Below are 24,051 nucleotides of genomic sequence, written 5' to 3' on the forward strand. Positions count from 1 at the left end.
ATCTGTCGCGTGTGCGCCCCGATCGCGTCGGACGTGTGGGGAAACCAACTATTTTTATCCCACCGGTGTGACCGATACCCAATGACAGATTCGGTGTTTCTCTCCGGCGACCGCGTCGATCTTCGACCGATCGAGGAGGACGATCTCGAGTTTCTGCAACGGGAGATCAACGACCCGCGAATATGGCGGGCGATCGGCCGCTCGAGACCGGTCAATGGTCCCCAAGAGCGGGAGTTCTTCGAGAACGTCGTCTGTAACGACGAGACGGTGACTCTCCTGATCGTCGCCGACTCGTCGCCGGTCGGGACGATCGGCTTCAACGCGATCGAGTGGGAGCCTCGGCAGGCGGAGATCGGCTACTGGGTTGCCCCGGAGCACCACGAACGGGGGTACGGCACCGACGCGGCGGACCGGCTCGTCACCTACGGCTTCGACCAGCTCGGTTTGCACAAGATCACCGCTCGCGTCTTCGAGTTCAACGAGGCCTCGAGACGACTCCTCGAGTCCGTGGGCTTCACTCGCGAAGGCGTCCACCGCGACGACGTGTTCGTCGACGGCGCGTTTCGGGACACCTACTGGTACGGGCTGCTCGAGGACGAGTGGCGCGACCGAAGCGAACACTAACCGTGGGGCTGACGGCTCTGGTCGGTACCACTCGGAAAGCCCCCGGAACGCTCGACCATCCGCGGCTCGCTGTGCGCGCTCGCTGCGCTCGCGTGCTTTCGTCGCCGAGGATGGATCGACCGCCCGGCCCCTTTCGATCCCACCCACGACACCTCGCCCTCCCCAACCGGCTCGTTCGCTGCGCTCACTCACCCCTCGCGCAGCACCGGCGGCACATCCTCGTGAGACTCGGATGTGACGCCAGCGCGCGCCAACCGGCCGGGATCACGGCTCGAGTACTGTGTGCGTCGTTCGATTCCACTGGCTAGCGGGTGCTCTCGACCGTTGCAATACACGATTCCGCCCAGCGGGGACGGGAGGATCGCTCGTTCCAATTAGTCTAGCGGTTCGGGCGCCGGCGGCACCTGTCGTTTGTGCTCGCTGCGCTCGTACATGCCGCGGATCTTCTCGACCGTTTTCTCCTCGATCTCGAGCAGCCGAGCGGTCGCGGCGACCGACAGCGGGCCGTCGATGTGTGTCGCGAGGATCGAATCCAGCGTCTCGTAGCTGACTCCCATCTCGTCCTCGTCGGTCTGGTCGTCCCACAGCTCCGCCGTCGGCGTTTTCGTGACGAGATCCTCGGGCACGCCGACGTGGTGGGCCAGCTGTCGGACCTGGGCCTTGTAGAGATTCCCGATCGGGTGGCAGTCGACGGCCCCGTCACCGTACTTGGTGAAGTAGCCGACCGCGGCCTCGCTGCGGTTGCCGGTCCCCAGTACCAGCCGCGCCTCGTGGTTCGCGACGAGATAATTCAGGACGGCGCGGACGCGCGCTCGAGCGTTGCCGACGGCCTCGCGGTCGCCCTCGGCGTCGGGGTAGGCCGCGAGCAGCGAGTCGACGATCGGTTCGATTTCGATCACGTCGTAGCTGATCTCGAGGTCCTGGGCGACCCGTTCGGCGTCGCTCATGTTCTCGCCGCTGCTGACGGTCGCGGGGAGGACGAGTCCGTGGACGTTCTCGGCCCCGAGTGCGTCGACGGCGAGGGTGGCGGTGAGCGTGCTGTCGATTCCGCCGGAGAGACCGAGTACGGCTCCCTCAGCGCCCGCGGCGTCGACGCGGCCGCGAATGAAACCCGTGATGTGTTCGCGGTGCCGATCCAGTTCCCCCTCCGAAAAGCGAAGGTCGATCATGGTCGCCTATACGGGTGGCTCGTTCTAATAGCCTCCCCCTACGGGAAAAAAGTGTACGAGTGTTGGGTTCTCGAGGGGGTGACGGCGAAGAGGCTGCAGGGAGCGCTACGTTGAAGTGCGATCGTCGGCTACAACGGGGTGAGCGCCGGTGTCTCACCGAGCGAAGCGAAGTGAGGCTCGATACACGTCGGAGACGTGTTTCGGTGGTGAGTAGTTCCTTCGGAACTACGAGTCTCGGCGCGCGAGGAACGCAGAGACGAAGCGCGCCGGTGGTCCAGTGGTAGGACTCGAGCTTCCCAAGCTCGCGGCCCGGGTTCAATTCCCGGCCGGCGCATTTCTATCGCGAACAGTTCGCGATCACTGGTCAAATAGACTGCGTGCCCGTCGGTAAATGGGAGCTCCGAGCCAATCACGGTTCTCGGCCATCGTCTCCAATCGATTCTGTGCCGCTTCGTTCTCGAGAGCGCCGCGTTTGACCAGTGCCTTCAGTAGGAGCGGTGAGATCGCAACTGTGGTCGTGAGAAGCGTCTGTAGTTCCGGCAGTGCTCGGAGATCGTCGGTGATCAGGAAATCCGCTTCGAGCTGCTGACAGAGATGGACACAGCTAGCCTCACCCGTATCGATACGTGATGATTCGATTGCCGGTTCTGGAACAGTCCGGACGGTGAATTCCACGCGGTCATCGAGTGCGTTCTCGGCGGCAGTGCCGTGGGTATCGGTGTACTCTGCGGTCGCCTCCAACTCTCGAATCACCGCGCCAGTTGTTTGAACGTCGAACTCGTCGAGAACGAGCGTCAGTGTGTGTGCGGTACTGAGTGAAATAACGGCGCTCGTATCGAGGACGATCATGTTCTGGGATCGCCTACAGATCTGCGAGTTCGTCCGCGATCTCGTCGCCCTGATCGAGAATCGTTTTCGAGGCGCGAACGGACTCGGCGTCCTGCCGACCGACGAACTCTTTCAACGTCTCGAAGGTGATCCGGTCGTCGAGATACAGTTCGACGACCGATTCTTTGAACTTCTCGTCGTCTTCTACCTCCTCGAGGTATTCGTTGAGTGCGTCTTTGAGTATCTCCGTCCGGTTTTTGTGCGTCACTTCGGCTGCGACGTCTGCCTTTTCTAGTAACTCGTCCGGAAGCCGGAAGTTGACTCGAGTCGTTCCCATCGAATTCACCAACTGTACATACATTGTATGTACAGAGTAATAAAGACTCCCAGTGGGCCGCTCGGTTTTCGCCTCTTCGGTCCGACCGTCGTGATGTCCGTCTCGGACACCGCAATACCAGTCGCTCGAGCCCCGAGTCCACCCGAAAATGACAGTACAGTTGACTGCCGAAATCCAACCGCGCCTTACTCGTAGATGCCCATCGCTTCGATCTGCTCCTGATAGCGGTTCCGGATCGTGACCTCGGTCACCTGCGCGACGTCGGAGACCTCGCGCTGGGTCTTTTTCTCGTTACAGAGCAGGGAGGCGGCGTAGATCGCGGCCGCGGCGTAGCCGGTCGGCGACTTGCCTGAAAGCAGCCCCTTTTCGGTCGTCGTGTCGATGATCTCGTTGGCTTTCACCTGTACCTCCTCGGAGAGTTCGAGCTCCGAGCAGAATCGAGGGACGTACTTCTTCGGGTTGACCGGCTCCATCTCGAGGCCGAGTTCCTGGGCCACGTACCGATAGGTCCGGCCGATCTCCTTGCGCTCGACCCGGGAGACGGCGGCGACTTCCTCGAGTGATCGCGGGATGCCCTCCATGCGGCAGGCGGCGTAGAGTGTGCTGGTCGCGACGCCCTCGATGGAGCGCCCGCGGATGAGGTCCTCGTCGAGTGCGCGTCGGTACATCACGCAGGCGACCTCGCGCACGGATCGCGGGATCCCGAGCGAGGAGGCCATGCGGTCGGTCTCGGAGAGGGCGAATTGCAGGTTCCGCTCGCCGGCGTCCTTGGTGCGGATTCGTTCCTGCCACTTGCGCAGGCGGCGCATCTGGTTGCGCTTGTCCGAAGAGATCGATCGCCCGTAGGCGTCCTGGTTCTTCCAGTCGATCGAGGTCGTCAGGCCCTTGTCGTGCATCGTCTGGGTCGTCGGCGCGCCGACGCGGGACTTGTTCTGCCGTTCGGAGTGGTTGAACGCGCGCCACTCCGGGCCGCGGTCGATGTTCGCGCCTTCGACGATGAGTCCACACTGGTCACAGACGAGTTCGCCCTGATCCTCGCTTTTGACGAGCGTGCCACCGTCACACTCGTCACACACCCGCGCATGTGTTTCTTCGTTCGTTTTCTCGTCAGTTTCAGAATCACGTTGGCGTTGGCGGGTGGAACTTGCCATTTCATGTAGATACCGAGTTGCAGGACCTTAAGGCCTCGCCGTCAAATAGTGACCTCATTTACTGTGTCCCGTTCTGCTAGCGGTCGCGTCTCGAGCCGGAAACCCAGTTGAAATCGCCGCAAAGCGGAGCGAACGGTGCTCGATTTACGCTCGAACGGAACCGATTTCCGCAATCACCCGTCCAGCGTGGAAGCTGTGCGATTTAGTAGCAGCCGGTTCGAAGCGACCGACATGCACCACAGAAGAGCGGACGCGGTGGCGCGAACCGACCGTTTCGCCGTGACCGCACAAGTGTTAGCCGAGAGCAGCCCGCACTATCGGCCGAACTCGACCACCAGGAACCGATGCGCGTACTGGTGACCGGCGGGGCCGGGTTCATCGGCTCGAATTTGGCGAACCACCTCGCCGATAGCGACGAGGTGATTGCGATCGACGACGAGTCACTGGGCGACCCCGAAAACCTCCGGGACGCCGTCGATTATCGCCGCCGATCCGTCCTCGAGGACGACCTCCCGACCGATGTCGACGTCGTCTTTCACCTCACCGCGCGCTCCTCGTACGCGATGCACGAAGGCGATCCCGCGGACGGCGCGCGCGTGAACGTCGAGGGCTTCGTCAACACGCTCGAGCAGGCCCGCGACGACGGCTGCGAGCATGTCGTCTATGCCTCGACGTCGTCGGTCTACGGCGACCGAACCGCACCGGTTTCGGAGAGCGCGGCCGTCGAGGCCGCGAGCGGCTACGAGGCCTCGATGCTCGCCAGGGAGCGCTACGCGGAGTATTTCGACGCTCACTACGGGACGACTATCTCCGGCGTTCGGCTCTTCTCGGTCTATCAGGGCTATCACGGGGCGGAGCGACACAAGGGGCCGTACGCGAACGTCGTCACGCAGTTCGCCGACGATATCGCACGCGGCGCCAGCCCGGCACTCTACGGCGACGGCAGCCAGACCCGCGATTTCGTCCACGTCGACGACGTCGTCCGCGGGCTCGAGGCGGTCGCCGACGCCGAGCTAACCGGACTCTACAATCTCGGAACGGGCACCGCTCACAGCTTCGTCGATGTCGTCGACCTGCTCGCCGACGAACTCGAGTCCGACGTCGAACCGGTGTTCGTCGAGAACCCGATCCCGGGGGACGTCTATGTACACGATACCTGTGCGGACGCGAGTGCCCTCCGGCGCGAGACCGGGTGGGAGCCGACCATCTCGCTCGAGGAGGGGGTTCGACGCGTGTGCGAACCGTATCTGTAGCAGTGAACGGCCGCGGTGCCGCGGGCGCGACGCTTTAGAAGTAGCCGAGCAACGTCCCGCCGAGGACGACGATCCACATGACGACGCCGGCGATCAGCATGTCGTTGAACCGCGACTCGCGCGTCGCGCGTTTGGCCGCACCGCCGGCGATCAGCCCCAGCGCGACGACCACGAGCATTCGCTGGAGGATGACGTCGACGGGCAGCGAGTTCACGCCGAGCAGGCCGTAATCCAGCCAGATCGCCGCCGCGAGCGAGCCCGAGGCGACGATGGCGGCGTCAAGCCGCCGCGTGAGCGTTCCGGCGATCAGATACGTCGCCACGGGAATCCCGAGGGCGATCACCGGGTACAGCAACGCGGCGATCATGTGCGGCGTCATGAACCCGGCGTTACGGTCGAGGGCGACCCCGCCCAGTCGCACACCGAGGAACAGCGCGAGGATGGTAAACACGAGGATGATGTGGCCGGCCTCGAGCCGGTCGTAGGCGGCCGCGATCCGGCGGCGGTCGACGTCGGTCAGGTGGTCGTCGATCGCGTCGGGCGTGTGATCGGAGACCTGCTCGGAATCGGTTTCTCTGCTGATGCCGGTACTGGCGGTTTTGGTGCGTCGCCTGGCCGCGAGTCCGACGCCGGCGGGCAGGAGAACCATGCCGGTGAGATCGACGACGGTCGCCCAGCCGTTCGCGTCCGAGGGGCCGTCGTTATCGAGGTAGACTCGACGCACGTCCTGTTCGACGTCGACCCGCGGGTGATTCATGAAGTCCCGCTCGATTTTCGTCTGGGCGGCTTCCACGCCGTCGACGCGGTGGCGAAGCGTAAACCAGTCGAAGTGTTCCGTGTGGGCCTGCATCGCAACCCACTGATCGTCCGGGTTCGGGCTCTCGTAGAGCCGTATGTGGTAGCGCTGACCGTAGTAGTCTCCGTCCTCGAGCTGTCCCGACTCGTCGGTCCAGTAGGCGTCCTCGTCGGGTCCCGGATCGACGTACGCGTAGCGGGTCGTCCCGTGGGCGTCACCCCACTCGATCCCCGTGGCGTGTCGGTCGTGTTCTTCGAGGAACTCCTGTTCTTGAAGGACGGTTTCGTTGTCTTCGTACTGTGCTTCGACTTCTTCGACCTCCTCCCAGTCGCCGTCCGCCTCCTCGGTCATCATTCGCAGGATGTCGTCGGTGTCTCCGCGAACGATGACGTTGAGCGGACTGCGTTGTTGGAAGCGTTCCGTCGGGCTGAGATACCGCCAGAACTCGCTGTCCGACTCCTCGAGGGAGCTCATTCTGGGCGTCACCTCCGTTTCGTCGGGTGCAACGGTGTCGGTTGAGGGAGAGAACAACAACGACGGACCGCCGACGAAGAGGAAAGAGAGCGCAAGTAACGTGACGGCGATGACGATCGAACGGCGCATTCGAACACACATAGTGACTACCGACATATCAATATAGGTGGTCGATTCCCACCGATATCGATGCCAACACGGCTGTTACCGGCGGTTACTGTGATTTTCTCGATCACAACGACTGACAAGTTCGTTGCGACGGTGACCGGCAGCCGGATACCGCGACCGACTCTGCCACTGGATTAGTCGTCGACATCCGGCCCGACGGTCAGGACGGGTGTCGGAGCCTGCCGAACGACGCGCTGGGAGACGCTGCCGACGACGTTGGTCTCGTACTCATCACCGCTCGTCCCCATAACGATCAGGTCGACGCCGTGGTCGGCCGCGTAGTCGACGATACGCTCGGCTGGATGACCCGTCTCGATCGCCGTCTCGACCTCGAGATCATGACCGAGTGCGTCCGTCGCGAGGTCGTCGACCGCGCCGCGGGCGTTCGCCCGGAGGTCGGCCCGAACTGCGTCGACGCGGTCGTCGTCGAGCACCAGAAACGCCCGGTCGTCGACGATCGAGAGGACGTGTATCGCCGCGGATCTCGTCGTCGCGATATCGATCGCGTGCGCAGCGGCGACTGTCGCCTGATCGCTACCGTCGGTGGGAACGAGGATTGTGTCGTACATTGCGGCCCTATACCAGAGTCTCGAGTGCGGTGAAAAAGCGGTTGCTGTGGTTCTCCGCTGGTGGGAACGCCGACGCACGACGCTCCGGCGGGTGACGATCGGAAGTCGCCACATCCGGACCGCTAACCGCTCGGAAGCCGCGACGTCCGGCAGCTAGATGCCAGGAATGCCGAGCGCCTCCGGCGTGACGAGACCGACCAGTGCGGTGGCGTAGACGATCGCGACCGCGACGATCCAGGCGACGATTCCGATCGCGGCCGCGGTTCCCCAGCCGCCGGGATACCGCCAGTTGATCACGCCGATCCAGGCGGCGAGCATCACGACGATCCCGAGCAAGGGAATCCAGCCGGCGAAATAGCTCGTCGCCGCCCAGACGGCCGCGCCGATCAGTGCGGTCACCGCGGCGTTGGCGATCCCCGCGTCTCGATCCAGGACGATCCGGACGCCGCCCAGAATCGCGACCGTCCCGACGGCGAGACTGAGACCGAAGATGACGGCGGCATCGATGGCAGACATCGGTTCAGGAGTGGATCAGGGCTTCCAGCTCAGTTCGATTTTGATCGTCTCGCGGCTGCCCCGAAGCATCGAGGAGCGTTCGACGACGTCCACGGAGCAGTCGATCTCCTCAGGTGGATTCAGCGATACCGTCTTGTTGCCGACATCGACGTGAATCTCCTCGCTATCTCGGTCGAACTCCTCGGAGAGCCCGGCTAGGTACGCTGCGAGTTCGGATCGCGGGAGTTTCTCGTCGGCCGTCGTCCGTTGTGCCATACGAATACGGTGACGGTGAGAGCCGCAAAAGTATGGGCAACGAACGCGGCCCTAACACGCTCTTACTGGTGACTGAGCGCCGTCGTATCCGCAAAACAGCGTTGAAACACATCTCAGAAGAGGTTCGCCTGTTGATAGACCGAGAGTCCCTCGTTCGTGATCTCGTAGGGCTTCTTCTCGCGGGAGTGGTTCGCGTCCCGAATCTTCTGGATCTCGATCGCGAGTCGCGTCTCCCGAAAGTCGTCCGGTCGGACGTACTGGAGGACGAACACCGCGTCCGTGAGATACTCCACGATGCCGTACCGGGAGGCGTACGGCGTCTCTGCGGACACCTCGCTGGTCACCAGCGCGGTGACGCCGGCCTCCTTCAGACTCCGGGTGAAGTCGTAGATCTCGCTGCGCCGCGTCGCGCGATCCTCGTACATCATCTCGAGCAACGAGACCGAATCCAGCACGAGCCGCGACGCGTCGAACTCCTCGATGAGCGCCGGGAGTTCGTTCTTGATCGACGCGAGACTGTTGGCCATCTCGATGGGGTCGACGTCGACGACCGCGAGTCGGTCCTCGGCGACGTACTCGTCGAAAGGATACCCCTTCTCGGTCGCGCTGTCGATCACGCGCTCGCGGCTCTCCTCCAACGTGATGAACACCGCGTGCTCGCCCCGCGCCAGCCCGTGGTCGAGAAACTGCAGTCCGAACGTCGTCTTCCCCGTCCCGGCGCTGCCCATCGCGACGATCAACGAGCGTTCGGGGACGCCCCCTTGAATCATCCGATCGAGCCCCTCGATCCCGAGTTCGAGTCGCGGCAGTTCCGAGTCGAGCTCCGCGTCGAAGTCAGGTTCGTCCGCGCCCTCGAGCCCGAAATCGAGGTCCGAAAACCCCTCGGGACCCGGCGCGTCCCCGACGTTCGGCACGTCGACGTCCTCGAGCGCCGCCCCGAAGTCGTCGTCGAACAGCGAGTCGCCGCCGGTGTCGTCGCTCCCGTCCGGCGACTCGAACCCGTCGCGATCCGCGTCGACCGCCGCCGGCCCATCGTCCCCGTCGCCATCTGACACTTGCTCGTCGTCCAGCGTCGCCGGATCGTCGTCTGATTCTCCCCCCGGCTCCTCCTCGTTCGCCTCGAGGGCGCGTTCGAACCAGTCCTCGCGGTCGTCACTCACGGGGACCACCGTCGTTCGTCGGCTCGAACCGTTCAACGCTGCGGGCGTCGCGGAGTCCATCCGCTCGTCGGACAGCCATCGACGAATCGATCGGGGTGTTCGAGGACGTGCTCATGCGAGGTGGGCGACACGCGCGTCGCCGTTCAGGTAGCTCGAGTGTGCCCCACGACGATGAATGTTGTTGCCGTCCGGATTCTCGGGCAGACAAGCCGGCTGGGACGGTCCCACCAAAACGTGGCTTTTTGACGACGGGAGGGCTACTCGCCGGCAATGGACGTCGCCGTCGGTATCGTCGCACAACGGGACAACGAGCGCGCACAGGGACTCGCCGCCAAACTGGTCGAGACGCTTGAGCGCGGCGTCGAGGACGGAGAGACGGGCGGCGTAGACGCTGTCGTCGACGACGCGACCGGCGAAGCGATCGGCGAACCCGCGGTGTCGGTCGCCGCGATGGCCGACCGGGACCTCGTCGTGAGCATCGGCGGCGACGGCACGCTGCTGTTCGTCGCCCGTGAGGTCGGCTCCACGCCGATTCTCGGGGTCAACCTCGGCGAGGTCGGCTTTCTCAACGCCGTCGCGCCCGCCGACGCCGTCGACGTCGTCACCGATCTGGTCGCGGAGTGTCGCGACACCGGTGCACTCGAGGGGCGCGAACTCGCCCGACTCGAAGCCACCTGTGCCGACGGGGAGTGGACGCTCGAGCCGGCGCTCAACGAGGTCGTCGTCCACGGGAAGCGACGGGGCCACGGCGGCGGCGCGACGGTCGAGGTTCGGGTCGACGGCGACCGGTACGCCGAGAGCCACGCCGACGGCGTGCTCGTGGCGACGCCGACCGGCTCGACCGCGTACAACCTGAGCGAGGGCGGGCCGCTCGTCCACCCCTCGATGGACGCCCTCGTCGTCACGCAGATGGCCGCCGCCGACGCGATGCCGCCGCTGGTCGTCGACCCCGACACGGACCTCGAACTCGCCGTTTCCGGATCCGACACCGCCTACGTGATCAGCGACGGACGGAACCGGCAGCGACTCGAGCCGCCCGCGACGGTCGCCGTCTCGGTCGCGGATGCTCCCGTCACGCTCGTGGGCCCGCGAGGCGATTTCGTAGAGAGTCTCGGGAAACTCGAGTGAGTCAGCGACGTCTCGGGTGAGTGCTCTACGGTGGCGTGGGCTGTCTCGCGTGAACGGATCGCTCGCGCGCCTCCGCCTTCATCGTAAAGACGGGATGAGTGCGGTCGGACGGAACAAAACTCCCCCTCGAAACCCCGCCTCGAAATCCGTCACCGAAACCGATTCTGCACGACCGTCGTCTCAGCCGAGTAACTGCTCGAGTTGGGCCGGGGGTACGGCACCGCGGGCGACCCGTTCGCCGGAAACGAACGTCGGGACGCCGGTGATCCCGCGGCGCTGGGCCATGGAGAATCGGTCCTCGAGTTCGGTTCGAAGCCCGTCGTCGGCGATCGCGGACCGAACGTCGTCGACCGGCAGTCCGACCGTCTCGGCGATGTCGGCCAGCACCTCCTCGTCGCCGATATCCCGTTCGTCCTGCCAGAGCGCGTCGTAGATCGCCCCGTCGAAGGCAGCCCACTGATCGGGGTACTCCTGTTTGACGTACCACGACGCCTGCTGGGCGGGCAGCGAGTCGACCTCGATCGCCAACTCCTGGGCCATCTCGACGCCGTACTCCTCCTGGAGACGGCGAACGTTCTGTCTCGCCTGCTCGAAGTACTGGTCGTCCTTCCCGTCTTCGGCGTCGTGATCGATCGAGCCGTCCGGGTTCCGCTTCCCGCTGCGGAGGTCGAACGGCCGCCAGTCGACCTCGAGCGGCTCGTCGCGCTGTGTTCGGTACTGCTCGAAGGATTTCGTCCCCAGATAGCAGAACGGACAGACGTAGTCGGCGTAGAGTTCGACTCGCTGAATGTCGTCGGACATACGCTCAGTAGGGAGTCGCGACGGAAAAGGCGACGGCAACCGGCACCCTCCGCACGCGACGTCTCGAACCGGCTACTCGAGCACGTCCCGTAACGGGCTAATGGGTGCGGACCGCACGGGGTCGTATGCGATTCACGCCAGGTCCGACGACGGTCCCGCCGACGGTCCGGGAGGCGATGGCCGCGGAGCAACCGAACCCCGATCTCGAACCCGAATTCGCCGACCGCTACGACGACGTCTGTACGAAACTCGCGGCGATCTACGACACGTCACACGACGTCGTCGTTCCCGGCGGCGAGGGAATCCTCGGCCTCGAGGCGGCCATCGCCTCGCTGGTCTGCCCCGGCGACCGGGTGCTCTGCGTCTCGAACGGACTCTACGGCGACGGCTTTGCGGACTTCGTCGACTCGTACGACGGCGAGGCCGAACTCGTTGCCGCGCCGTACGACGAGGGCTACGATCTCGAAGCGATCGCGACGGCGCTCGAAGAGGCCGACGAAGCGGGCGATCCGTTCAAATTGGCGACGCTGGTCCACTGCGAGACGCCGACCGGGACGCTCAACGACATGGGCCCCGTCCTGGACCTGCTCGAGGAGCACGATGTCCTGAGCGTCGTGGACGCCGTCTCGTCGCTCGGCGGGACGTCGGTACCGACCGACCGGATCGACGTCTGTCTGGGGGCCTCCCAGAAGTGTTTCAGCGCGCCGCCGGGGCTGACGACCGCGGCGATCAGCGACCGCGCATGGGCGGCGATGGAGGAGCGCGATCCGTCCTCGCTCTACACGAACTTCCTCCCGTGGCGGGACGTCTCCGACGGCTTCCCCTACACCCATCTGGACGCGAACGTCGCCGCGCTCGACGCGGCGCTCGATCGACTACTCGCGGAGGGTCTCGACTCCGTCTTCGCGCGCCACGAGGCGGCCGCCGAACGGTGTCGAGAACGGGGGGCCGAACTCGGCCTCGAGCTGTATCCCGACCTCGAACGGGCGTCACCGACGGTAACGGCGTTTCACCTCCCGGGCGAGGCGAGACGGATCCAGCAGCGAGTCGCCGACGAGGCGGGAATCGTGCTGGCGACCGGGCTGGGAGAGCTGGAAGACGACATCCTTCGGCTCGGGCACATGGGGTACAACGCCGACGTCGAAAAGGTCGATCGGGCGATGAATGCCGTCGCTGCCGTGTTGGAGTAACGTTCCGCTACAAATCGGCGTTAGCTCCCGTTCGCGTCTCCGCCCGCAGTCGCGCTCGCGCTCTCGTCGGTCGTCCCCGTCACGTCCGGCAGGTTGGGATCCCGGTACGGGTTTCGGCCGTAAGCCGGCAACTCGTCCTCGAGTTGGGCCTTGAGCACGCGTCGAAGCCGGTTCAGGCTCGTCGTGTCCAGTCCGTAGTCGGCAGCGAGGCGTTTAAACGTCTCTTCGTCGGTGATATCGTGGGCGCGATACTGCCCGAACAGCTCCTCCATGCGGTCGGGCGACAGCGCCTGCGTGTCGATATCGTCCAGTCCGAAGTACTGCTGGCGGTCGACGTCGACGACGTGGCGGATGACGACCAGCGCGACCTTCTCGATCGCGCGCTGGCTGCCGAACTCGGTGAGGTCGATTTCGTCCATGACGCCCAGTGCCAGATCGCGCTGCCATGGCGTCACGTCGAGGGCGTTACACAGCGCCTGCGTCGTCCGCAGCCGGTCTAAGTGGTGGGCACGCTCGCTGTAGCCCGGCGTCGCGCCGTGTTGCTCGTCGTGGAGCCGGCGGATGCTTTCGGAGAGGTCCGCGTCGGGAGACTCCGCGCGGCCGATGACGGTCGCACTCGGCGTGACGACGCCCCACTGTCGGACCGTCGAGTCGCGCTGGACGTCCGCCCGGGAGAGCGAGCCCGAGCCGGGGCGCGTCTCGAGGTGACGGTCCTCGTCGTACTCGAGTTGCTGGCCGTCGCCGACGGCGGAAGGGTGGTCGACGCCTGCGGGTTCAGCACCGTCGTCTCTCATTACCTCCCGCTCAGACAGGCAGACGGAAAAAGGCTCGCTCCAGTCGGATGGTCTCTCAGGCTGACTGACACTGGAATGGATAGGTTTCCGCGCCACTCGCGTCGGTTTCTTCGACGTACGCAGCGCTGGAACTCTCGAGGATCTACGGTTCGCGAAAAGCTCTTCGTAGCTTCACCTTGTGACTAGAAGCACTTAAAGAACTGCTGCGGTGTCCTTGCGTGGCCACGGCTTTCGAAACGGAGACTGCTCTCGACTGGCGAATGCGAGTGCGTTAGAACGACCGTTCTCCCGTCGTATCTACACCTTGTGACCAGAAGCACTTAAACGCCGACTCGACTTTGCTACTCGGTCGCAGCGATCAGTTCGTCGACGAACTCGTCCAGTGTCGCGGCATCCGGTCCCTCTCGTGCGTGAATCCCGGGATCGATCTCCCGCGGCGGATGGGCGAACTTGCGGCCGACGGCGTCACCGATTTCGACGGCTCCTTCGCCAGCCCGTTTCCGCTCGAGCAGTTCTCGAGCGCGCTCGATCCGGTCCGTCTCGAAGACCGCTGGCGCTTGCTCGGTCAGGAAAGTCCCGAACTCGAGCGCCGGCAAGTCGTGCTCGCTCCGCTCGCCGGTCGCCCGCAGGTATCGAGCCGACATCGCGGCCCGACAGATCGTCAGGTTCCGTTTTACTGTGGGTTTCGTCTGCGTCTCGGTGAACCGCTCATCGTCGACCGGGATCCGCTTCGTTCCGTCGTCGGTCTCGACGAGGTACGCGCCTTCGGCCTCAAGCACCTCGAGGATTGGAACCAGTTCGTCGTCGGTAGCCACCAGATGGTGTGAGATGTACTTGCGGTAGTTGCTGGTCGCGATGCCGCGCCACGCGTGATAGAGATCCATCGGGTTGTACGTGCGTTCGATGTATTCGGCGAGTTCGGTCGGATCGTACGCGCTGCGATAGCGGATCGGACTCCGAAGCAGATCGATCGCGCCGTCGTTGGAGTCCGCGAGCAGTTGCGCGAACGTGCGGACGTCCCAGCCCTGCAGTTCGATGCCGTTGCTCTCGGCCTCGTCGTGGATCGCCGTCGGTGGCTCCTCGAGATGGGCGTAGCACCGTAGATCCTCGGGGACGAAGACGAAGCCGACGTCGTAGTCGCTTGCGGGGCTCGCTGCACCCCAGGCGTGACTACCGCGGGCGACCGCCAGTGCGATGGAAACGCCGTGCTCGCGTTCGATCACGTCCAACAGGTCGTCGACGGCTTCGCGAACGCGGTTCGGAACGGTGGCCATAGCTGTCGCTCGAGTACTGGAAGAGAGAGAATCGAAACCGCGGTGTGACCGCGCCGAAATGCCCTTCGTAGCTTTACCTTGTGACTAGAGGCACTTAAAGAACGCCGGCTGCGGCACTGACCGCCGCTCGACGAACTGTGATGGATCCGTTCTTTAGACGAGTCGGTTTTGCACCCCTGCTGGGCGTCGTGAACTCCTGAGAAGCGCCGTTCTCCTTGTAACATCACTATGCACCAGAGACATAGTAAACCGTGGCCGACGCTTCGATCATCACTCGAGAGCATAGTCGCGACTACTCCGTGTGATTCCTCGAGAAGCGCTTATCTCCCGTCGTATCTTCACCTTGTGACCAGAAGCACTTAAAGAACGGTCGAGCGCGAGATTCGAGTCGAGCACCGACGACACGCGTTGTAGCTGGCAATAGTGGCCAGCCGTCCACCGAGGACTGCAGCTTTCGAAAGGTTGAATCGCCCCCTGCCCTGAATGCGGACAATGAGTCACCAGCTCCCGGACGTGCAGGCAACGTCACCCGACGTCACCGTCGGTCTGAGTCAGGTCGGCGTCACCGGCGTCGACAAACTCGTCAAGATCGCCCGCGAGGGCAAACGCCCGATCGTCCTCACCGCCGAGTTCCAAGTCTTCGTCGATCTCCCCGCCTGGCGCAAGGGTGCGGACATGAGCCGCAATATGGAGGTCATCGACGAGATCTTGGAGGAGGCCACCCGCGAGGAGGCCTACCGCGTCGAGGACGTCTGTGGCGACGCGGCAAAACGGCTGCTCGAGAAACACGACTACACCTCCACCGCGAAGGTCTCGATGGAAGCGGAGTTCATGCGCCGCGAGCAGACGCCCGCGAGCGACCGCGAAACCCAGCACACGGTCGATATCATCGCCTCCGCGACGGCGACAGAGGAGGGAACGCGCGAGGAGATCGGCGCGGAAGTGACGGGGATGACCGTCTGTCCGTGCTCGCAGGGGATGTCGGCCGCGCGCGCGAAACAGACGCTCGAGGATCTAGGCGTCGAACAGGAGACGATCACCGAGTTCCTCGAGGAAGTCCCACAGCCGGGCCACTCCCAGCGCGGCCACGCGACCCTGACCGTCGAAGCGAGCGGCGACCCCGAGGTCGATCTGAACGACGTCATCGACATCGCGCGCGACGCGATGAGCGCCCGGATCTACAACCTCGCGAAGCGACCGGACGAAGATCACATGACCTTCGACGCGCACTCGGACGCGAAGTTCGTCGAGGACTGCGTGCGCGCGCTCGCCGAGGGCGTCGTCAACGAGTTCGACCACCTCGCGGACGACGCCGTGATCACGATGAAACAGTCCAACGACGAATCGATCCACCAGCACAACGCCCACGCCGACCGCGTCGTCGAGATGGGGACGCTGCGCGAGGAGGTCAACGGCGACCTCGAGCGCTAAGCCGTCGATCGATATTCGTTACTGTCCGTTCTGTTCGTCTACAGTCCCTCCGCCGGCACGTCCGTCAGTGACGGCATGGGTTTCGTCCGGTTCTCGCTCGAGACGCTCGATGGCTCGGTCTCAGTGTTTTCGGACGACCCCCCGTCTGAGTCTACTGCGCGCGTGAACTGCTTCGGGGTGAAGTGGTTCGAGACGCGAAGCGTCTTTGCGAGTCGTTACCGGGGTCCCGTCCGCTACCGGGAGTCCAGTCGTCGACGTCCCGTCAACAGCGCGGCGAGACAGAGGGCAGCGAGGGCGACGGCACCTCCGAAGCCTGGCATGCTATCGTCGTCGCCGTCATCGCCGTCGTTCGCGGACGTACTCTCGGTGTCGTCCTCGGTATCGGTTCCGTCGTCGCCCTCGTCGTTCGTCTCAGTCTCGGATTCGTCGTCGGCACTCTCGGTATTCGTTTCCGTCTCTTCTTCGACCTCGAGTTCGATACCGCCGTCGAGGGCCGCCTGGGCGAACAACTCGTCCGTGTGTTCGTCGTGGTGATTCCACACCGCAACGTTGCCGTCGACCTCGTCGGCGTTCGAATCGGTGATCTCTCCGGGCATGTTCACCCGATGCGTTGACTCCGTGATATCAGGATCTTCGGCAGGATCCGGGACGTCGAACTCCTCGTAGATGACTGACTGTTCTTCTATTTCGATGTTGACCTGTGGTTCCTCGCTCGTGTCGACGTCGACGAGTTCGATCGAGAGCGCGTATCCGCCGTCGATCTCCGTCGTCGTCACCGAGGAATCCCCGATCCAGTCCTCCTCTTCGTACAGTGATTCGAACCAGTCGTCAACCTGCTCATATCCCTCCCACTCTGCGTACATCTCGTACTCTTCGTAGGTTTCCTCGTCCATTCCCCAGGCAACCTCCATCCGCTCGACAGACCCGTCTTCGGACACGGTGATATCCATGGTTCGCGAGTCGACGTCCTCCTGAGCGGCGACGGGCATTGCGACGGTGCCGAGTGTCATGGCTACCAAGACGATCGCCGTCAACCCGATCGAACCGATTCTCTCGTTCGTAATTGCACTCATATCCTGAATTCCTGTGTTATTATCATAAATGTACCTGGTCAGAGAGCCAGGACTCTCGGTGGGCTCTCGCCGACGAACTGCCGTTCCGGTCGCTCGTGGGTGGAGTAGGAGGGAGCGAACTGCGCGTCGATGATCGCCAGGAACGAAACCGTGCGGTCGCGGACTCAGAACTCGAGCGGGTCGGCCACGTCCCACCGCGGGACGAACTCCTCGTGGACGTTCGCGGCGAAATCGGGATCTTTGAGGTCGATCATCCCGAACGCGTCGCCCGAGGAGAGGGGATTCGGCACCTGAATACAGACCTCGACGCCGTCGATAATGTTGAACGAGCCAGAAACGTCGTCGTTCGTCCGCACGTCGAAATCGTCGCGCTGCTGGAGGGTCTCTCGGTAGCGTCGGCCCACGTCTTCGGAGAGCGACGAGACCATCTCGCGGGTCATCAAGAGATCGACCGTGACACCCCGATCGAGGGCGTCTTCGACCTCCGCGTTAACTTCCTCGCTGACGGCCTGCAGATCCCACTGCGGGGCCGGATCCGCGGAGACCATCACGATGTGGTCGTCGGCGGCCGCGAGTCGTTCGAGGAGGAGGTCTATCGTCTCGTCGGGACCGACGGCGGCCGTCCAGAACTGGTCTTCGACCGGCTCCGCCGCGTCGAGTTCGTCGGCCAGATCGTCGACGATCGACTCGTACTGGTCGGCCTTCTCCTCGAGTTCGCGCTTCTTGTCGTCGAGCAGCCGATCGAGGGCCGTCGACGGCTCGACGGCGACGTACTTCTTCGGTCGGCTCGCGGTCTGGCTCCGGACGAGGTTGTACTGTTCGATGCTGTTCAACACGTCGTAGATCCGTCCCATCGGCACGTCGCTCGCCCGCGACAACTCCTTGGCCGTTGTGGGGCCGGTGTTGAGGAGCGCTCGATACGCTCGAGCCTCGTATTCCGAGAGCCCGAGATCCCTGAGACTGGCCATGTGCCGACAGACCAACCGAAGAAACATAAACGCTGTGGTGGTTTGACAGCCGAGTGATTCCCCCGACACAGACGAGCAGTCGGGCGTTACTCCAGGATCGCCTGTACGCGTTCACTCAACTCGGCCGGGGTTTTGGCGGGCTCCGAGACGGTCTCCCCGCGTTCGACTCGAGTCGTTCCAGACTCGAGATCAGCGGCGTCGGGAACGACGACTTTCTCGTGATCGGCCAATCGAAGGGCGGCTCGATGGAGGTCGGTTCCGGGTTCGGTCGCGACGCGGATCACCAGCGGTCCCTCGAGTAATCGCGCGGTAGCCGTCGCGTACCGGGTTATCTGGACGCCGAAGCGATCGCTTGCGCCGGCAAACGCCTCGAGCGTTTCTCGCGCGACGTCGCGGTATCGTTCCTCGCCGGTCAGCACCGATAGCTCTAGAAGCGCGTCCGCGAACGCGACGTTCGCGTCGAGCGGTCGAAGCGGGCGGTCGACCAGTCCGACGCCCGTCGCCGGCCCGTCGAGGAACGATGACCCGTCGTGAAGCCGATCGATCGTCGCGTCTGCGACCGCGGTAGCGTCCTCGAGGACGTCTCCCTCGAGGGTGCTCCCGGCGGTCGTCAGTGCAGCTAACGTGCGCGCCTGGTTGGTGAGCAGCGGGGTTGGTTCGCCGCTCTCGTCGGATTCTATCCCGCCCTCGAGGGCGTGAGCGGCGACGCCGTCCGTAAGCAGGTCGTCTCGCAGGGTTCCGAGTGCGCGTTCGGCGTACCGCCGAGCGCGTTCGTCATCGGTGTAGGCGAAGTAGGTCAGGAGCCCCTCGATCGCCAGCGCGTTCGGCCCGGCGAAGACGCCGTCGTCGATCGGTGGCTCGTCGGCTGCAGCGCGGTCGGTCGCGTCGAGGCTGTGTGCGGCGTCGTCGCCGGGCGCCTGACTGTTCGCGAACGCGTCGGCGTCGTCGTTCCACAGCGTCGTCGTGAGGTACTCGATGGTTCGTTCGGCGGGTTCTCGGTACTCGTCTTTGCCCGTGTGCAGGTAGGCGTTCGCGAACGCGCGTACGAGTGCGCCGTTGGAGTCGAGTAACTTCTCGTACTGGAGTCCGGACCAGTCGCGATCGGTTGCGAATCGGTAGAAGCCGCCGTCGTACTCGTCCAACAGGTTCGCGCCGACCGCGTCGAACGATCGCAGCGCCATCTCCCGGTCGCGTTTGAGCGCGAACTCGAGGGCGTCGGGGAGCGGAAACTTCGGGCTCTGGCCCCAGCCGCCGGCGACCTCGTCGTAGGTCTCGGTCAGCTGGCCGAGCATCGCGGATTCGATATCGGTCGTGAGTTCGCCCGCGGGCGGGCTGTCCTCCCGAAGCGGCCGTGGAACCCGTCCGGCGCCGCTCCCTTTGGTGTCCCACATGGTCCGAACGCTGTCCAGTACCTGTCGCATTCCGTCGTGGCCGAGGTAGCCCGCGCCGGTCAACACCGTCCCGTCGGGGGCGAGAAAGACCGTCGAGGGAAAGCCGCCCATGTTGTACCGATCACGCACGCGCGGGTAACGATCCACGTCAACCCGTATCGGGACGAAACTGTCGTTGACGTTCGCCGCGATTCGGGGCTCCGCGTACGTCTCTCGGTCCATTTCGTGGCAGTGGTCACACCACGTCGCCGTGAGCGAGAGCAAGACGGGAACGTCCGCCTTCGCCGCTTCGTCGAAGGCGTCCGGTCCCCACTCGCGCCACTCGACGCGTGTCGGATCGTCCATACCGACACCTCGGCTGTCGCCGGCGTAAGCCCTTCGTTCGATCGTGGCTCGAATTCGCAGTGTCCGGGCCCGAGGCTCGCCTGTCACTCGAGGCCAGCGAAATCACCGAACGCGAAACGAGAGTAAAGCGTTTTCACCCTCCCCCGGCTATATCGGGGCATGCTCCGGTGGATCTTCGCGCTGTTGCTCATCCCCTTTCTCGACGCGGTGATTCTCGCCGTCGTCGTCAGCCAGACGACGTACATCGGCTGGGTCGGGATGGTGTTGCTCGTCGTCCTGACCGGGCTCATCGGCATGTTGCTCGTGCGCGCCGAGGGTCGCCGAACCATCCGGAAGATGCAGCGGTCGCTGATGGAGGGGAAGCCGCCGACCAACGAACTGCTCGACGGCGGCCTGCTGATTGCCGCCGGCGCGTTCCTGCTCACACCCGGCCTTGTCACGGACCTCATCGGCTTCCTGCTCGTGATCCCGCTGACGCGGATCCCGATCCGCGCCGGACTCAAGCGCTTCGTGATCGTCCCCTACGCGGACAAGAAGACCGGCGGATTTACCAGCGGACAGGTCTGGACCTTCGGCTTCCCGGACGAGGGGATGGCTCGAGAGGGGCACGACGCCTCGAGCGAGAACGGAACGTACGATCTCGGTGCCGACGACTACTCCGTCGACGACGGAACCGGTGGCGAGTCGTACACGATCGATTTCGGCGACGAGCGGACCTCGGATCTGTCGGACGAATCGGACGACGACGCCGGGGACCACCCCACGCGGTAGCGGTTCGCACGGGCCACCAAGAAAGAAACGCTTAAACATCCCACCCGGCAACTATTGATTGCGACGCGGGCCAATAGCTCAATCAGGTTGAGCGCCACTCTGATAAGGTGGAGGCTCTCGGTTCAAATCCGAGTTGGCCCATTTCTACTGCGAACAATGCGAACGTAGTGTGCCGTGAGCAGCAGAAATACATCCCACTCGGATTTTGAACCCTGGAAGTCACAGCCCGGGAGTGAACGAAGTGAGCGACCCGGAATGTCTTCCTCCGGTTCAAATCCGAGTTGGCCCATACTTTTGCGGCGAGCAATTCCGCGAGCCGCAAATATGGAATCCTACTCGGATTGTAACTACGCGAGTCGCATGCTCGGGAAGCGAGTGGAACGAGCAACCCGGAACGTCTCGAGGTGGTTCACATCCGGGAACTCTCATTCGGTTTCTGTATCGTCCACAGTCGGCCACTATCTACAGCGTACTCGCTAGAATGCCTTCCGACATACCCAGCAGCTACCGACCCAACAGCGGAACATATTCGGGAGAAGTGGCTTTCTCGGACAGTGATTTCCATCACCTGGAGTCAGATAGGCAACCCGAAGCCGGACGAGTCCCTCGGTGGCGGTCACTCGAGCGGTACCAGGAACTTCCGGGATCGTTCCGCTACCGACCGATCAGATACCGACTCATATCACAGACAATGACATCGACAATCGATCCGGAGACGCACCTGGGACAGCTCGTCAGAGCAAACCCCGAACTCGCACCGGTGTTCGAATCACTCGGTCTCGACTACTGCTGTGGCGGTGACACCGCGCTGGAACAGGCTTGCAAGGAAAACGGGCTCGCGGTCCAGCCGACCCTCGAGCGGCTGGCAGACGCTCGGTCGACTGATTCGAGCGACCTGACCGACGCGTCCCTCTCGAAACTCGTCGACGACATTGTCGAGACCCACCACGAGTTTCTCCGGTCCGAACTCCCGTCGCTCGAGCGTACCGTTCGGAAAGTTACTCGCGTGCACGGGCAGAACCACCCTGAACTCGAGGCGATCGAATCCGAATTCCTCGCCCTCGAGGCGGACGTTATGGAGCACATCGCCGACGAAGAGGAGACTGTCTTTCCCGAGATCGTCACGTTGGACGACGAAACGGTTCGGACCGACGCGGAGGCGGAACGGATCCGCGATGCGATCGATCATCTCGAGTCGGACCACGACGCAGCGGCGTCTCATCTCGAGGCGATTCGAGACCTGAGCGACGACTTTACGATTCCGGCAGACGCCTGTACGAGCTGTCGAAATATGCTCGATCGGCTGCAGTTGCTCGAGGAGGATATGCACGCACACATCCACAAGGAAAACAACGTGCTATTTCTCGACGCCAAGGCAGTGCTGGCGTCGGCGTGATCTGCCCGACCAACTCGAGACCCGGAGTACTTACGTCTGGAGTTTCATTAGATAGCTAACCGAAAGAAGCGCTGTCCGTGGCACACAGTCGGGACCGAACGGTCGATATTGCGAGGACGTGACCGACGGATTTGTTCACGTCGCCGACCGTTCCGACTCCCACAACCCAGCCACGTCGGCTGCGAGACTGTCCCACAGGACTGCTATGATCGGGTCTACTAATGGACATTGAAATTGCAACGATAGGCGGCTACGAAGAAGTTGGGCGACAGATGACTGCGGTCCGCGCTGGTGACGATATCGTGATCTTCGACATGGGGCTGAACCTGTCGAAGGTTCTGATCCACGATAACATCCAGACCGAGGGGATGCACAGCCTCGATCTGATCGACATGGGTGCCATCCCCGACGATCGAGTAATGAGCGACCTCGAGGGCGACGTGAAAGCGATCGTTCCGACCCACGGTCACTTAGACCACATCGGTGCGATCAGCAAGCTCGGCCACCGATACGACGCACCGGTCGTCGCGACGCCGTTCACTTGTGAACTGGTCGAGGAGGAGGTCGGTGACGAAGAGAAGTTCAGTTTCGACAATGAGATCATCAGGATGGAGGCTGGCGAGACGATGTCAATCGGCGACAGCGGGCAAGTCGAACTCGAGTTCGTTAACGTCACGCACTCGATCATCCAGGCGATCAATCCCGTGCTCCACACGCCGGAGGGCGCAGTCGTCTACGGACTGGACAAGCGGATGGACCATACGCCCGTCATCGGCGATCCGATCGATATGGATCGCTTCCGTGAGATCGGCCGCGAGGGCGACGGCGTCCTCTGTTACATCGAGGACTGTACCAACGCGAACAAGAAGGGCCGAACGCCCAGCGAGAACGTCGCGCGCGAACACCTCCGGGACGTCCTCTACAGCATGGAGGACTACGACGGCGGCATTGTCGCCACGACGTTCGCGAGCCACATTGCCCGCGTGACGAGCCTCATCGAGTTCGCTCGAGACATCGGTCGCGAGCCAATTCTGCTCGGCCGCTCGATGGAGAAGTACTCGGGAACCGCGAAACGAATGGGGGTGGATTTTCCGTCCGACGTAGATATGGTCGGCTACCGTCGGTCCATCGATCAGACGTTAGAACGGATCATGAACGAGGGCAAGGAGAACTTCCTGCCCGTCGTGACGGGTCACCAGGGTGAGCCGCGGGCACTGCTCACGCGAATGGCCCGTGGAGAAACACCGTACCAACTCGATAACGGGGACAAGGTGCTTTTCTCTGCACGCGTGATCCCCGAGCCAACGAACGAGGGACAACGGTATCAATCCGAGAAGCTGCTGGGCATGCAGGGTGCGCGCGTGTACTCCGACATCCACGTCTCCGGTCACCTCTGTCAGGAGGGGCACTACGAGATGCTCGACGCGTTGCAGCCACAGCATATCGTTCCGGCTCACCAGAATCTGAAGGGGTTGTCGGGATACGTCGATCTCGCCTCTAACCAAGGGTACACGCTTGGACGAGACATTCACATTACGTCGAACGGAAACATCATCGAGCTCGTGTAACCCCTCTCAGACACAGGGCTGTCGCGCGTGCGATCGGGCGTGTTTCGGCTCGAACCGGTGTGCTCGAAACGACGGTGGCCACAACCCATTCTTTGCTGACCTCACCCGGTGAGCCACGGCCAGACGAGTTCGGTCCCTATCGCCCGTTCCAGTTTTCACTCGAGCGTAATTGTCGTAGATACACTATTGGGTCACTTCGACCATAATAGTAGCTGAAATTGGCGTTGGAACCTCGCGCATCTGCACTTACTGGCCGATCGAATGATCGTCCGATAACCACCGTTAGAATGCGTGAGACTCCCTCTCGTTGAAGGTTCGATTCGCAGGCCTTATGTAGTGGTCGGCGATTACAATTTAATCCGAAGGAGATGAGGACCCTTCCCCTGCGGTCCGCCGTACAGAAGGGGTCTGATGTTAGCCTTGGTAGTTCGGTGACGCCTGACCGGTCGTCGGTCTGGGTCGCCGAACGTGGACCCATTTATGTGTGAGTGTGTACAAGAAGTTACATTCACCGCCAAATGAACCCTCCCGACCACAAGGTCGGGAGTAATATAGCATTCCGGTTGATCCTGCCGGAGGTCATTGCTATTGGAGTCCGATTTAGCCATGCTAGTTGTACGA

General features: G+C 63.3%; 23 protein-coding genes, 2 tRNA genes and 1 rRNA gene. 11 read left to right on the top strand and 15 right to left on the bottom strand.

Going from position 1 to position 24,051, the window contains the following annotated elements; translation table 11 throughout:
• Window positions 1-81: 81 nt before the first annotated feature.
• Complete coding sequence (locus ACSFC5_RS19950) at window positions 82-624, top strand: GNAT family N-acetyltransferase (protein ID WP_440766957.1); 543 nt, start codon at window positions 82-84, stop codon at window positions 622-624.
• A 374-nt stretch (window positions 625-998) separates the two neighbouring features.
• On the opposite strand, the gene ACSFC5_RS19955 is transcribed toward ACSFC5_RS19950, so the two are convergent.
• Entirely contained in the window at window positions 999-1,793 is a 795-nt protein-coding gene (locus ACSFC5_RS19955; RefSeq protein ID WP_440766958.1) for an NAD+ synthase, read from the bottom strand.
• Window positions 1,794-2,056: 263 nt separating this feature from the next.
• Here ACSFC5_RS19955 and ACSFC5_RS19960 point away from each other — a divergent pair.
• Window positions 2,057-2,127 (top strand) — tRNA-Gly (locus tag ACSFC5_RS19960).
• Between the two features lie 23 nt (window positions 2,128-2,150).
• Here the strand turns inward: ACSFC5_RS19960 and ACSFC5_RS19965 are convergent.
• The 3 genes from ACSFC5_RS19965 to ACSFC5_RS19975 form a co-directional block, all read right to left on the bottom strand.
• The gene (locus ACSFC5_RS19965; RefSeq protein WP_440766959.1) at window positions 2,151-2,642 is read right to left on the bottom strand and encodes a PIN domain-containing protein; all 492 of its coding nucleotides are present in this window, start codon (window positions 2,640-2,642) and stop codon (window positions 2,151-2,153) included.
• A gap of 13 nt (window positions 2,643-2,655) precedes the next feature.
• Complete coding sequence (locus tag ACSFC5_RS19970) at window positions 2,656-2,958, bottom strand: CopG family ribbon-helix-helix protein (protein ID WP_440766960.1); 303 nt, start codon at window positions 2,956-2,958, stop codon at window positions 2,656-2,658.
• Between the two features lie 185 nt (window positions 2,959-3,143).
• A complete protein-coding gene (locus ACSFC5_RS19975; protein WP_440766961.1) occupies window positions 3,144-4,109 on the bottom strand; it encodes a transcription initiation factor IIB in 966 nt (321 codons plus the stop codon).
• Between the two features lie 344 nt (window positions 4,110-4,453).
• Between ACSFC5_RS19975 and ACSFC5_RS19980 the strand changes: the two genes are divergently transcribed.
• Window positions 4,454-5,362 carry an NAD-dependent epimerase/dehydratase family protein gene (locus ACSFC5_RS19980; RefSeq protein WP_440766962.1) on the top strand — a complete coding sequence of 303 codons (909 nt, stop codon included), beginning with the start codon at window positions 4,454-4,456 and terminating at the stop codon, window positions 5,360-5,362.
• 34 nt (window positions 5,363-5,396) lie between these two features.
• On the opposite strand, the gene ACSFC5_RS19985 is transcribed toward ACSFC5_RS19980, so the two are convergent.
• The 5 genes from ACSFC5_RS19985 to ACSFC5_RS20005 all read right to left on the bottom strand — a co-directional run bounded on the left by ACSFC5_RS19985 (window position 5,397) and on the right by ACSFC5_RS20005 (window position 9,309).
• A complete protein-coding gene (locus tag ACSFC5_RS19985) occupies window positions 5,397-6,761 on the bottom strand; it encodes a hypothetical protein (RefSeq protein ID WP_440766963.1) in 1,365 nt (454 codons plus the stop codon).
• Between the two features lie 173 nt (window positions 6,762-6,934).
• Window positions 6,935-7,369 (bottom strand): universal stress protein, encoded by a 435-nt coding sequence (locus ACSFC5_RS19990; protein WP_440766964.1) that lies wholly within the window; start codon window positions 7,367-7,369, stop codon window positions 6,935-6,937.
• A gap of 153 nt (window positions 7,370-7,522) precedes the next feature.
• Window positions 7,523-7,885 carry a hypothetical protein gene (locus ACSFC5_RS19995; RefSeq protein ID WP_440766965.1) on the bottom strand — a complete coding sequence of 121 codons (363 nt, stop codon included), beginning with the start codon at window positions 7,883-7,885 and terminating at the stop codon, window positions 7,523-7,525.
• Between the two features lie 15 nt (window positions 7,886-7,900).
• A complete protein-coding gene (locus tag ACSFC5_RS20000) occupies window positions 7,901-8,140 on the bottom strand; it encodes an amphi-Trp domain-containing protein (protein ID WP_440766966.1) in 240 nt (79 codons plus the stop codon).
• Window positions 8,141-8,253: 113 nt separating this feature from the next.
• Window positions 8,254-9,309, bottom strand: a complete 1,056-nt coding sequence (locus tag ACSFC5_RS20005; RefSeq protein WP_440766995.1) for a KaiC domain-containing protein — start codon at window positions 9,307-9,309, stop codon at window positions 8,254-8,256.
• A gap of 261 nt (window positions 9,310-9,570) precedes the next feature.
• Here ACSFC5_RS20005 and ACSFC5_RS20010 point away from each other — a divergent pair, with 261 nt between their 5' ends.
• On the top strand, window positions 9,571-10,428 hold the full coding sequence (locus ACSFC5_RS20010; protein ID WP_440766967.1) for an NAD(+)/NADH kinase: 858 nt from the start codon (window positions 9,571-9,573) through the stop codon (window positions 10,426-10,428).
• 180 nt (window positions 10,429-10,608) lie between these two features.
• Here ACSFC5_RS20010 and ACSFC5_RS20015 read toward each other — a convergent pair whose 3' ends face one another.
• Complete coding sequence (locus ACSFC5_RS20015) at window positions 10,609-11,229, bottom strand: DsbA family oxidoreductase (RefSeq protein ID WP_440766968.1); 621 nt, start codon at window positions 11,227-11,229, stop codon at window positions 10,609-10,611.
• 125 nt (window positions 11,230-11,354) lie between these two features.
• On the opposite strand from ACSFC5_RS20015, the gene ACSFC5_RS20020 reads away from it, so the two are divergent.
• Window positions 11,355-12,419 (top strand): pyridoxal-phosphate-dependent aminotransferase family protein, encoded by a 1,065-nt coding sequence (locus ACSFC5_RS20020; RefSeq protein WP_440766969.1) that lies wholly within the window; start codon window positions 11,355-11,357, stop codon window positions 12,417-12,419.
• Between the two features lie 20 nt (window positions 12,420-12,439).
• Here the strand turns inward: ACSFC5_RS20020 and ACSFC5_RS20025 are convergent, their stop codons facing one another.
• Both ACSFC5_RS20025 and ACSFC5_RS20030 read right to left on the bottom strand, forming a co-directional pair.
• Window positions 12,440-13,213, bottom strand: a complete 774-nt coding sequence (locus ACSFC5_RS20025; RefSeq protein ID WP_440766970.1) for a DNA-directed RNA polymerase subunit epsilon — start codon at window positions 13,211-13,213, stop codon at window positions 12,440-12,442.
• A 341-nt stretch (window positions 13,214-13,554) separates the two neighbouring features.
• Complete coding sequence (locus ACSFC5_RS20030) at window positions 13,555-14,487, bottom strand: nucleotidyltransferase domain-containing protein (RefSeq protein ID WP_440766971.1); 933 nt, start codon at window positions 14,485-14,487, stop codon at window positions 13,555-13,557.
• A gap of 492 nt (window positions 14,488-14,979) precedes the next feature.
• Here ACSFC5_RS20030 and mptA point away from each other — a divergent pair, with 492 nt between their 5' ends.
• Complete coding sequence (gene mptA, locus ACSFC5_RS20035; protein ID WP_440766972.1) at window positions 14,980-15,918, top strand: GTP cyclohydrolase MptA; 939 nt, start codon at window positions 14,980-14,982, stop codon at window positions 15,916-15,918.
• Window positions 15,919-16,151: 233 nt separating this feature from the next.
• On the opposite strand, the gene ACSFC5_RS20040 is transcribed toward mptA, so the two are convergent.
• The 3 genes from ACSFC5_RS20040 to ACSFC5_RS20050 form a co-directional block, all read right to left on the bottom strand.
• Window positions 16,152-16,991 (bottom strand): PGF-CTERM sorting domain-containing protein, encoded by an 840-nt coding sequence (locus ACSFC5_RS20040; protein WP_440766973.1) that lies wholly within the window; start codon window positions 16,989-16,991, stop codon window positions 16,152-16,154.
• A gap of 164 nt (window positions 16,992-17,155) precedes the next feature.
• Window positions 17,156-17,959, bottom strand: coding sequence for a TrmB family transcriptional regulator (locus ACSFC5_RS20045; RefSeq protein WP_440766974.1), 804 nt, complete (start codon window positions 17,957-17,959; stop codon window positions 17,156-17,158).
• An 86-nt stretch (window positions 17,960-18,045) separates the two neighbouring features.
• Entirely contained in the window at window positions 18,046-19,695 is a 1,650-nt protein-coding gene (locus tag ACSFC5_RS20050; protein WP_440766975.1) for a DUF255 domain-containing protein, read from the bottom strand.
• A 159-nt stretch (window positions 19,696-19,854) separates the two neighbouring features.
• Between ACSFC5_RS20050 and ACSFC5_RS20055 the strand changes: the two genes are divergently transcribed.
• The 5 genes from ACSFC5_RS20055 to ACSFC5_RS20075 form a co-directional block, all read left to right on the top strand.
• Window positions 19,855-20,466 (top strand): FxsA family protein, encoded by a 612-nt coding sequence (locus tag ACSFC5_RS20055; RefSeq protein WP_440766976.1) that lies wholly within the window; start codon window positions 19,855-19,857, stop codon window positions 20,464-20,466.
• A 67-nt stretch (window positions 20,467-20,533) separates the two neighbouring features.
• Window positions 20,534-20,607, top strand: a tRNA-Ile gene (locus ACSFC5_RS20060).
• 550 nt (window positions 20,608-21,157) lie between these two features.
• A complete protein-coding gene (gene ric / locus ACSFC5_RS20065; RefSeq protein WP_440766977.1) occupies window positions 21,158-21,862 on the top strand; it encodes an iron-sulfur cluster repair di-iron protein in 705 nt (234 codons plus the stop codon).
• 221 nt (window positions 21,863-22,083) lie between these two features.
• Window positions 22,084-23,430: an RNase J family beta-CASP ribonuclease gene (locus ACSFC5_RS20070; protein ID WP_440766978.1), complete on the top strand. Its 1,347-nt coding sequence runs from the start codon at window positions 22,084-22,086 to the stop codon at window positions 23,428-23,430.
• Between the two features lie 556 nt (window positions 23,431-23,986).
• Window positions 23,987-24,051, top strand: a 16S ribosomal RNA gene (locus ACSFC5_RS20075); the annotation flags it as partial.

It is taken from the genome of Natronorubrum marinum, assembly GCF_052040125.1.
Lineage (GTDB): Archaea > Halobacteriota > Halobacteria > Halobacteriales > Natrialbaceae > Natronorubrum.

Excerpts from the sequence above, each read along its gene's own strand:
- ACSFC5_RS19950 (WP_440766957.1), top strand. The coding sequence starts at position 82 with ATGACAGATTCGGTGTTTCTCTCCGGCGACCGCGTCGATCTTCGACCG.
- ACSFC5_RS19955 (WP_440766958.1), bottom strand. The coding sequence starts at position 1,793 with ATGATCGACCTTCGCTTTTCGGAGGGGGAACTGGATCGGCACCGCGAA.
- ACSFC5_RS19965 (WP_440766959.1), bottom strand. The coding sequence starts at position 2,642 with ATGATCGTCCTCGATACGAGCGCCGTTATTTCACTCAGTACCGCACAC.
- ACSFC5_RS19970 (WP_440766960.1), bottom strand. The coding sequence starts at position 2,958 with ATGGGAACGACTCGAGTCAACTTCCGGCTTCCGGACGAGTTACTAGAA.
- ACSFC5_RS19975 (WP_440766961.1), bottom strand. The coding sequence starts at position 4,109 with ATGGCAAGTTCCACCCGCCAACGCCAACGTGATTCTGAAACTGACGAG.
- ACSFC5_RS19980 (WP_440766962.1), top strand. The coding sequence starts at position 4,454 with ATGCGCGTACTGGTGACCGGCGGGGCCGGGTTCATCGGCTCGAATTTG.
- ACSFC5_RS19985 (WP_440766963.1), bottom strand. The coding sequence starts at position 6,761 with ATGCGCCGTTCGATCGTCATCGCCGTCACGTTACTTGCGCTCTCTTTC.
- ACSFC5_RS19990 (WP_440766964.1), bottom strand. The coding sequence starts at position 7,369 with ATGTACGACACAATCCTCGTTCCCACCGACGGTAGCGATCAGGCGACA.
- ACSFC5_RS19995 (WP_440766965.1), bottom strand. The coding sequence starts at position 7,885 with ATGTCTGCCATCGATGCCGCCGTCATCTTCGGTCTCAGTCTCGCCGTC.
- ACSFC5_RS20000 (WP_440766966.1), bottom strand. The coding sequence starts at position 8,140 with ATGGCACAACGGACGACGGCCGACGAGAAACTCCCGCGATCCGAACTC.
- ACSFC5_RS20010 (WP_440766967.1), top strand. The coding sequence starts at position 9,571 with ATGGACGTCGCCGTCGGTATCGTCGCACAACGGGACAACGAGCGCGCA.
- ACSFC5_RS20015 (WP_440766968.1), bottom strand. The coding sequence starts at position 11,229 with ATGTCCGACGACATTCAGCGAGTCGAACTCTACGCCGACTACGTCTGT.
- ACSFC5_RS20020 (WP_440766969.1), top strand. The coding sequence starts at position 11,355 with ATGCGATTCACGCCAGGTCCGACGACGGTCCCGCCGACGGTCCGGGAG.
- ACSFC5_RS20025 (WP_440766970.1), bottom strand. The coding sequence starts at position 13,213 with ATGAGAGACGACGGTGCTGAACCCGCAGGCGTCGACCACCCTTCCGCC.
- ACSFC5_RS20030 (WP_440766971.1), bottom strand. The coding sequence starts at position 14,487 with ATGGCCACCGTTCCGAACCGCGTTCGCGAAGCCGTCGACGACCTGTTG.
- mptA (WP_440766972.1), top strand. The coding sequence starts at position 14,980 with ATGAGTCACCAGCTCCCGGACGTGCAGGCAACGTCACCCGACGTCACC.
- ACSFC5_RS20040 (WP_440766973.1), bottom strand. The coding sequence starts at position 16,991 with ATGAGTGCAATTACGAACGAGAGAATCGGTTCGATCGGGTTGACGGCG.
- ACSFC5_RS20045 (WP_440766974.1), bottom strand. The coding sequence starts at position 17,959 with ATGGCCAGTCTCAGGGATCTCGGGCTCTCGGAATACGAGGCTCGAGCG.
- ACSFC5_RS20050 (WP_440766975.1), bottom strand. The coding sequence starts at position 19,695 with ATGGACGATCCGACACGCGTCGAGTGGCGCGAGTGGGGACCGGACGCC.
- ACSFC5_RS20055 (WP_440766976.1), top strand. The coding sequence starts at position 19,855 with ATGCTCCGGTGGATCTTCGCGCTGTTGCTCATCCCCTTTCTCGACGCG.
- ric (WP_440766977.1), top strand. The coding sequence starts at position 21,158 with ATGACATCGACAATCGATCCGGAGACGCACCTGGGACAGCTCGTCAGA.
- ACSFC5_RS20070 (WP_440766978.1), top strand. The coding sequence starts at position 22,084 with ATGGACATTGAAATTGCAACGATAGGCGGCTACGAAGAAGTTGGGCGA.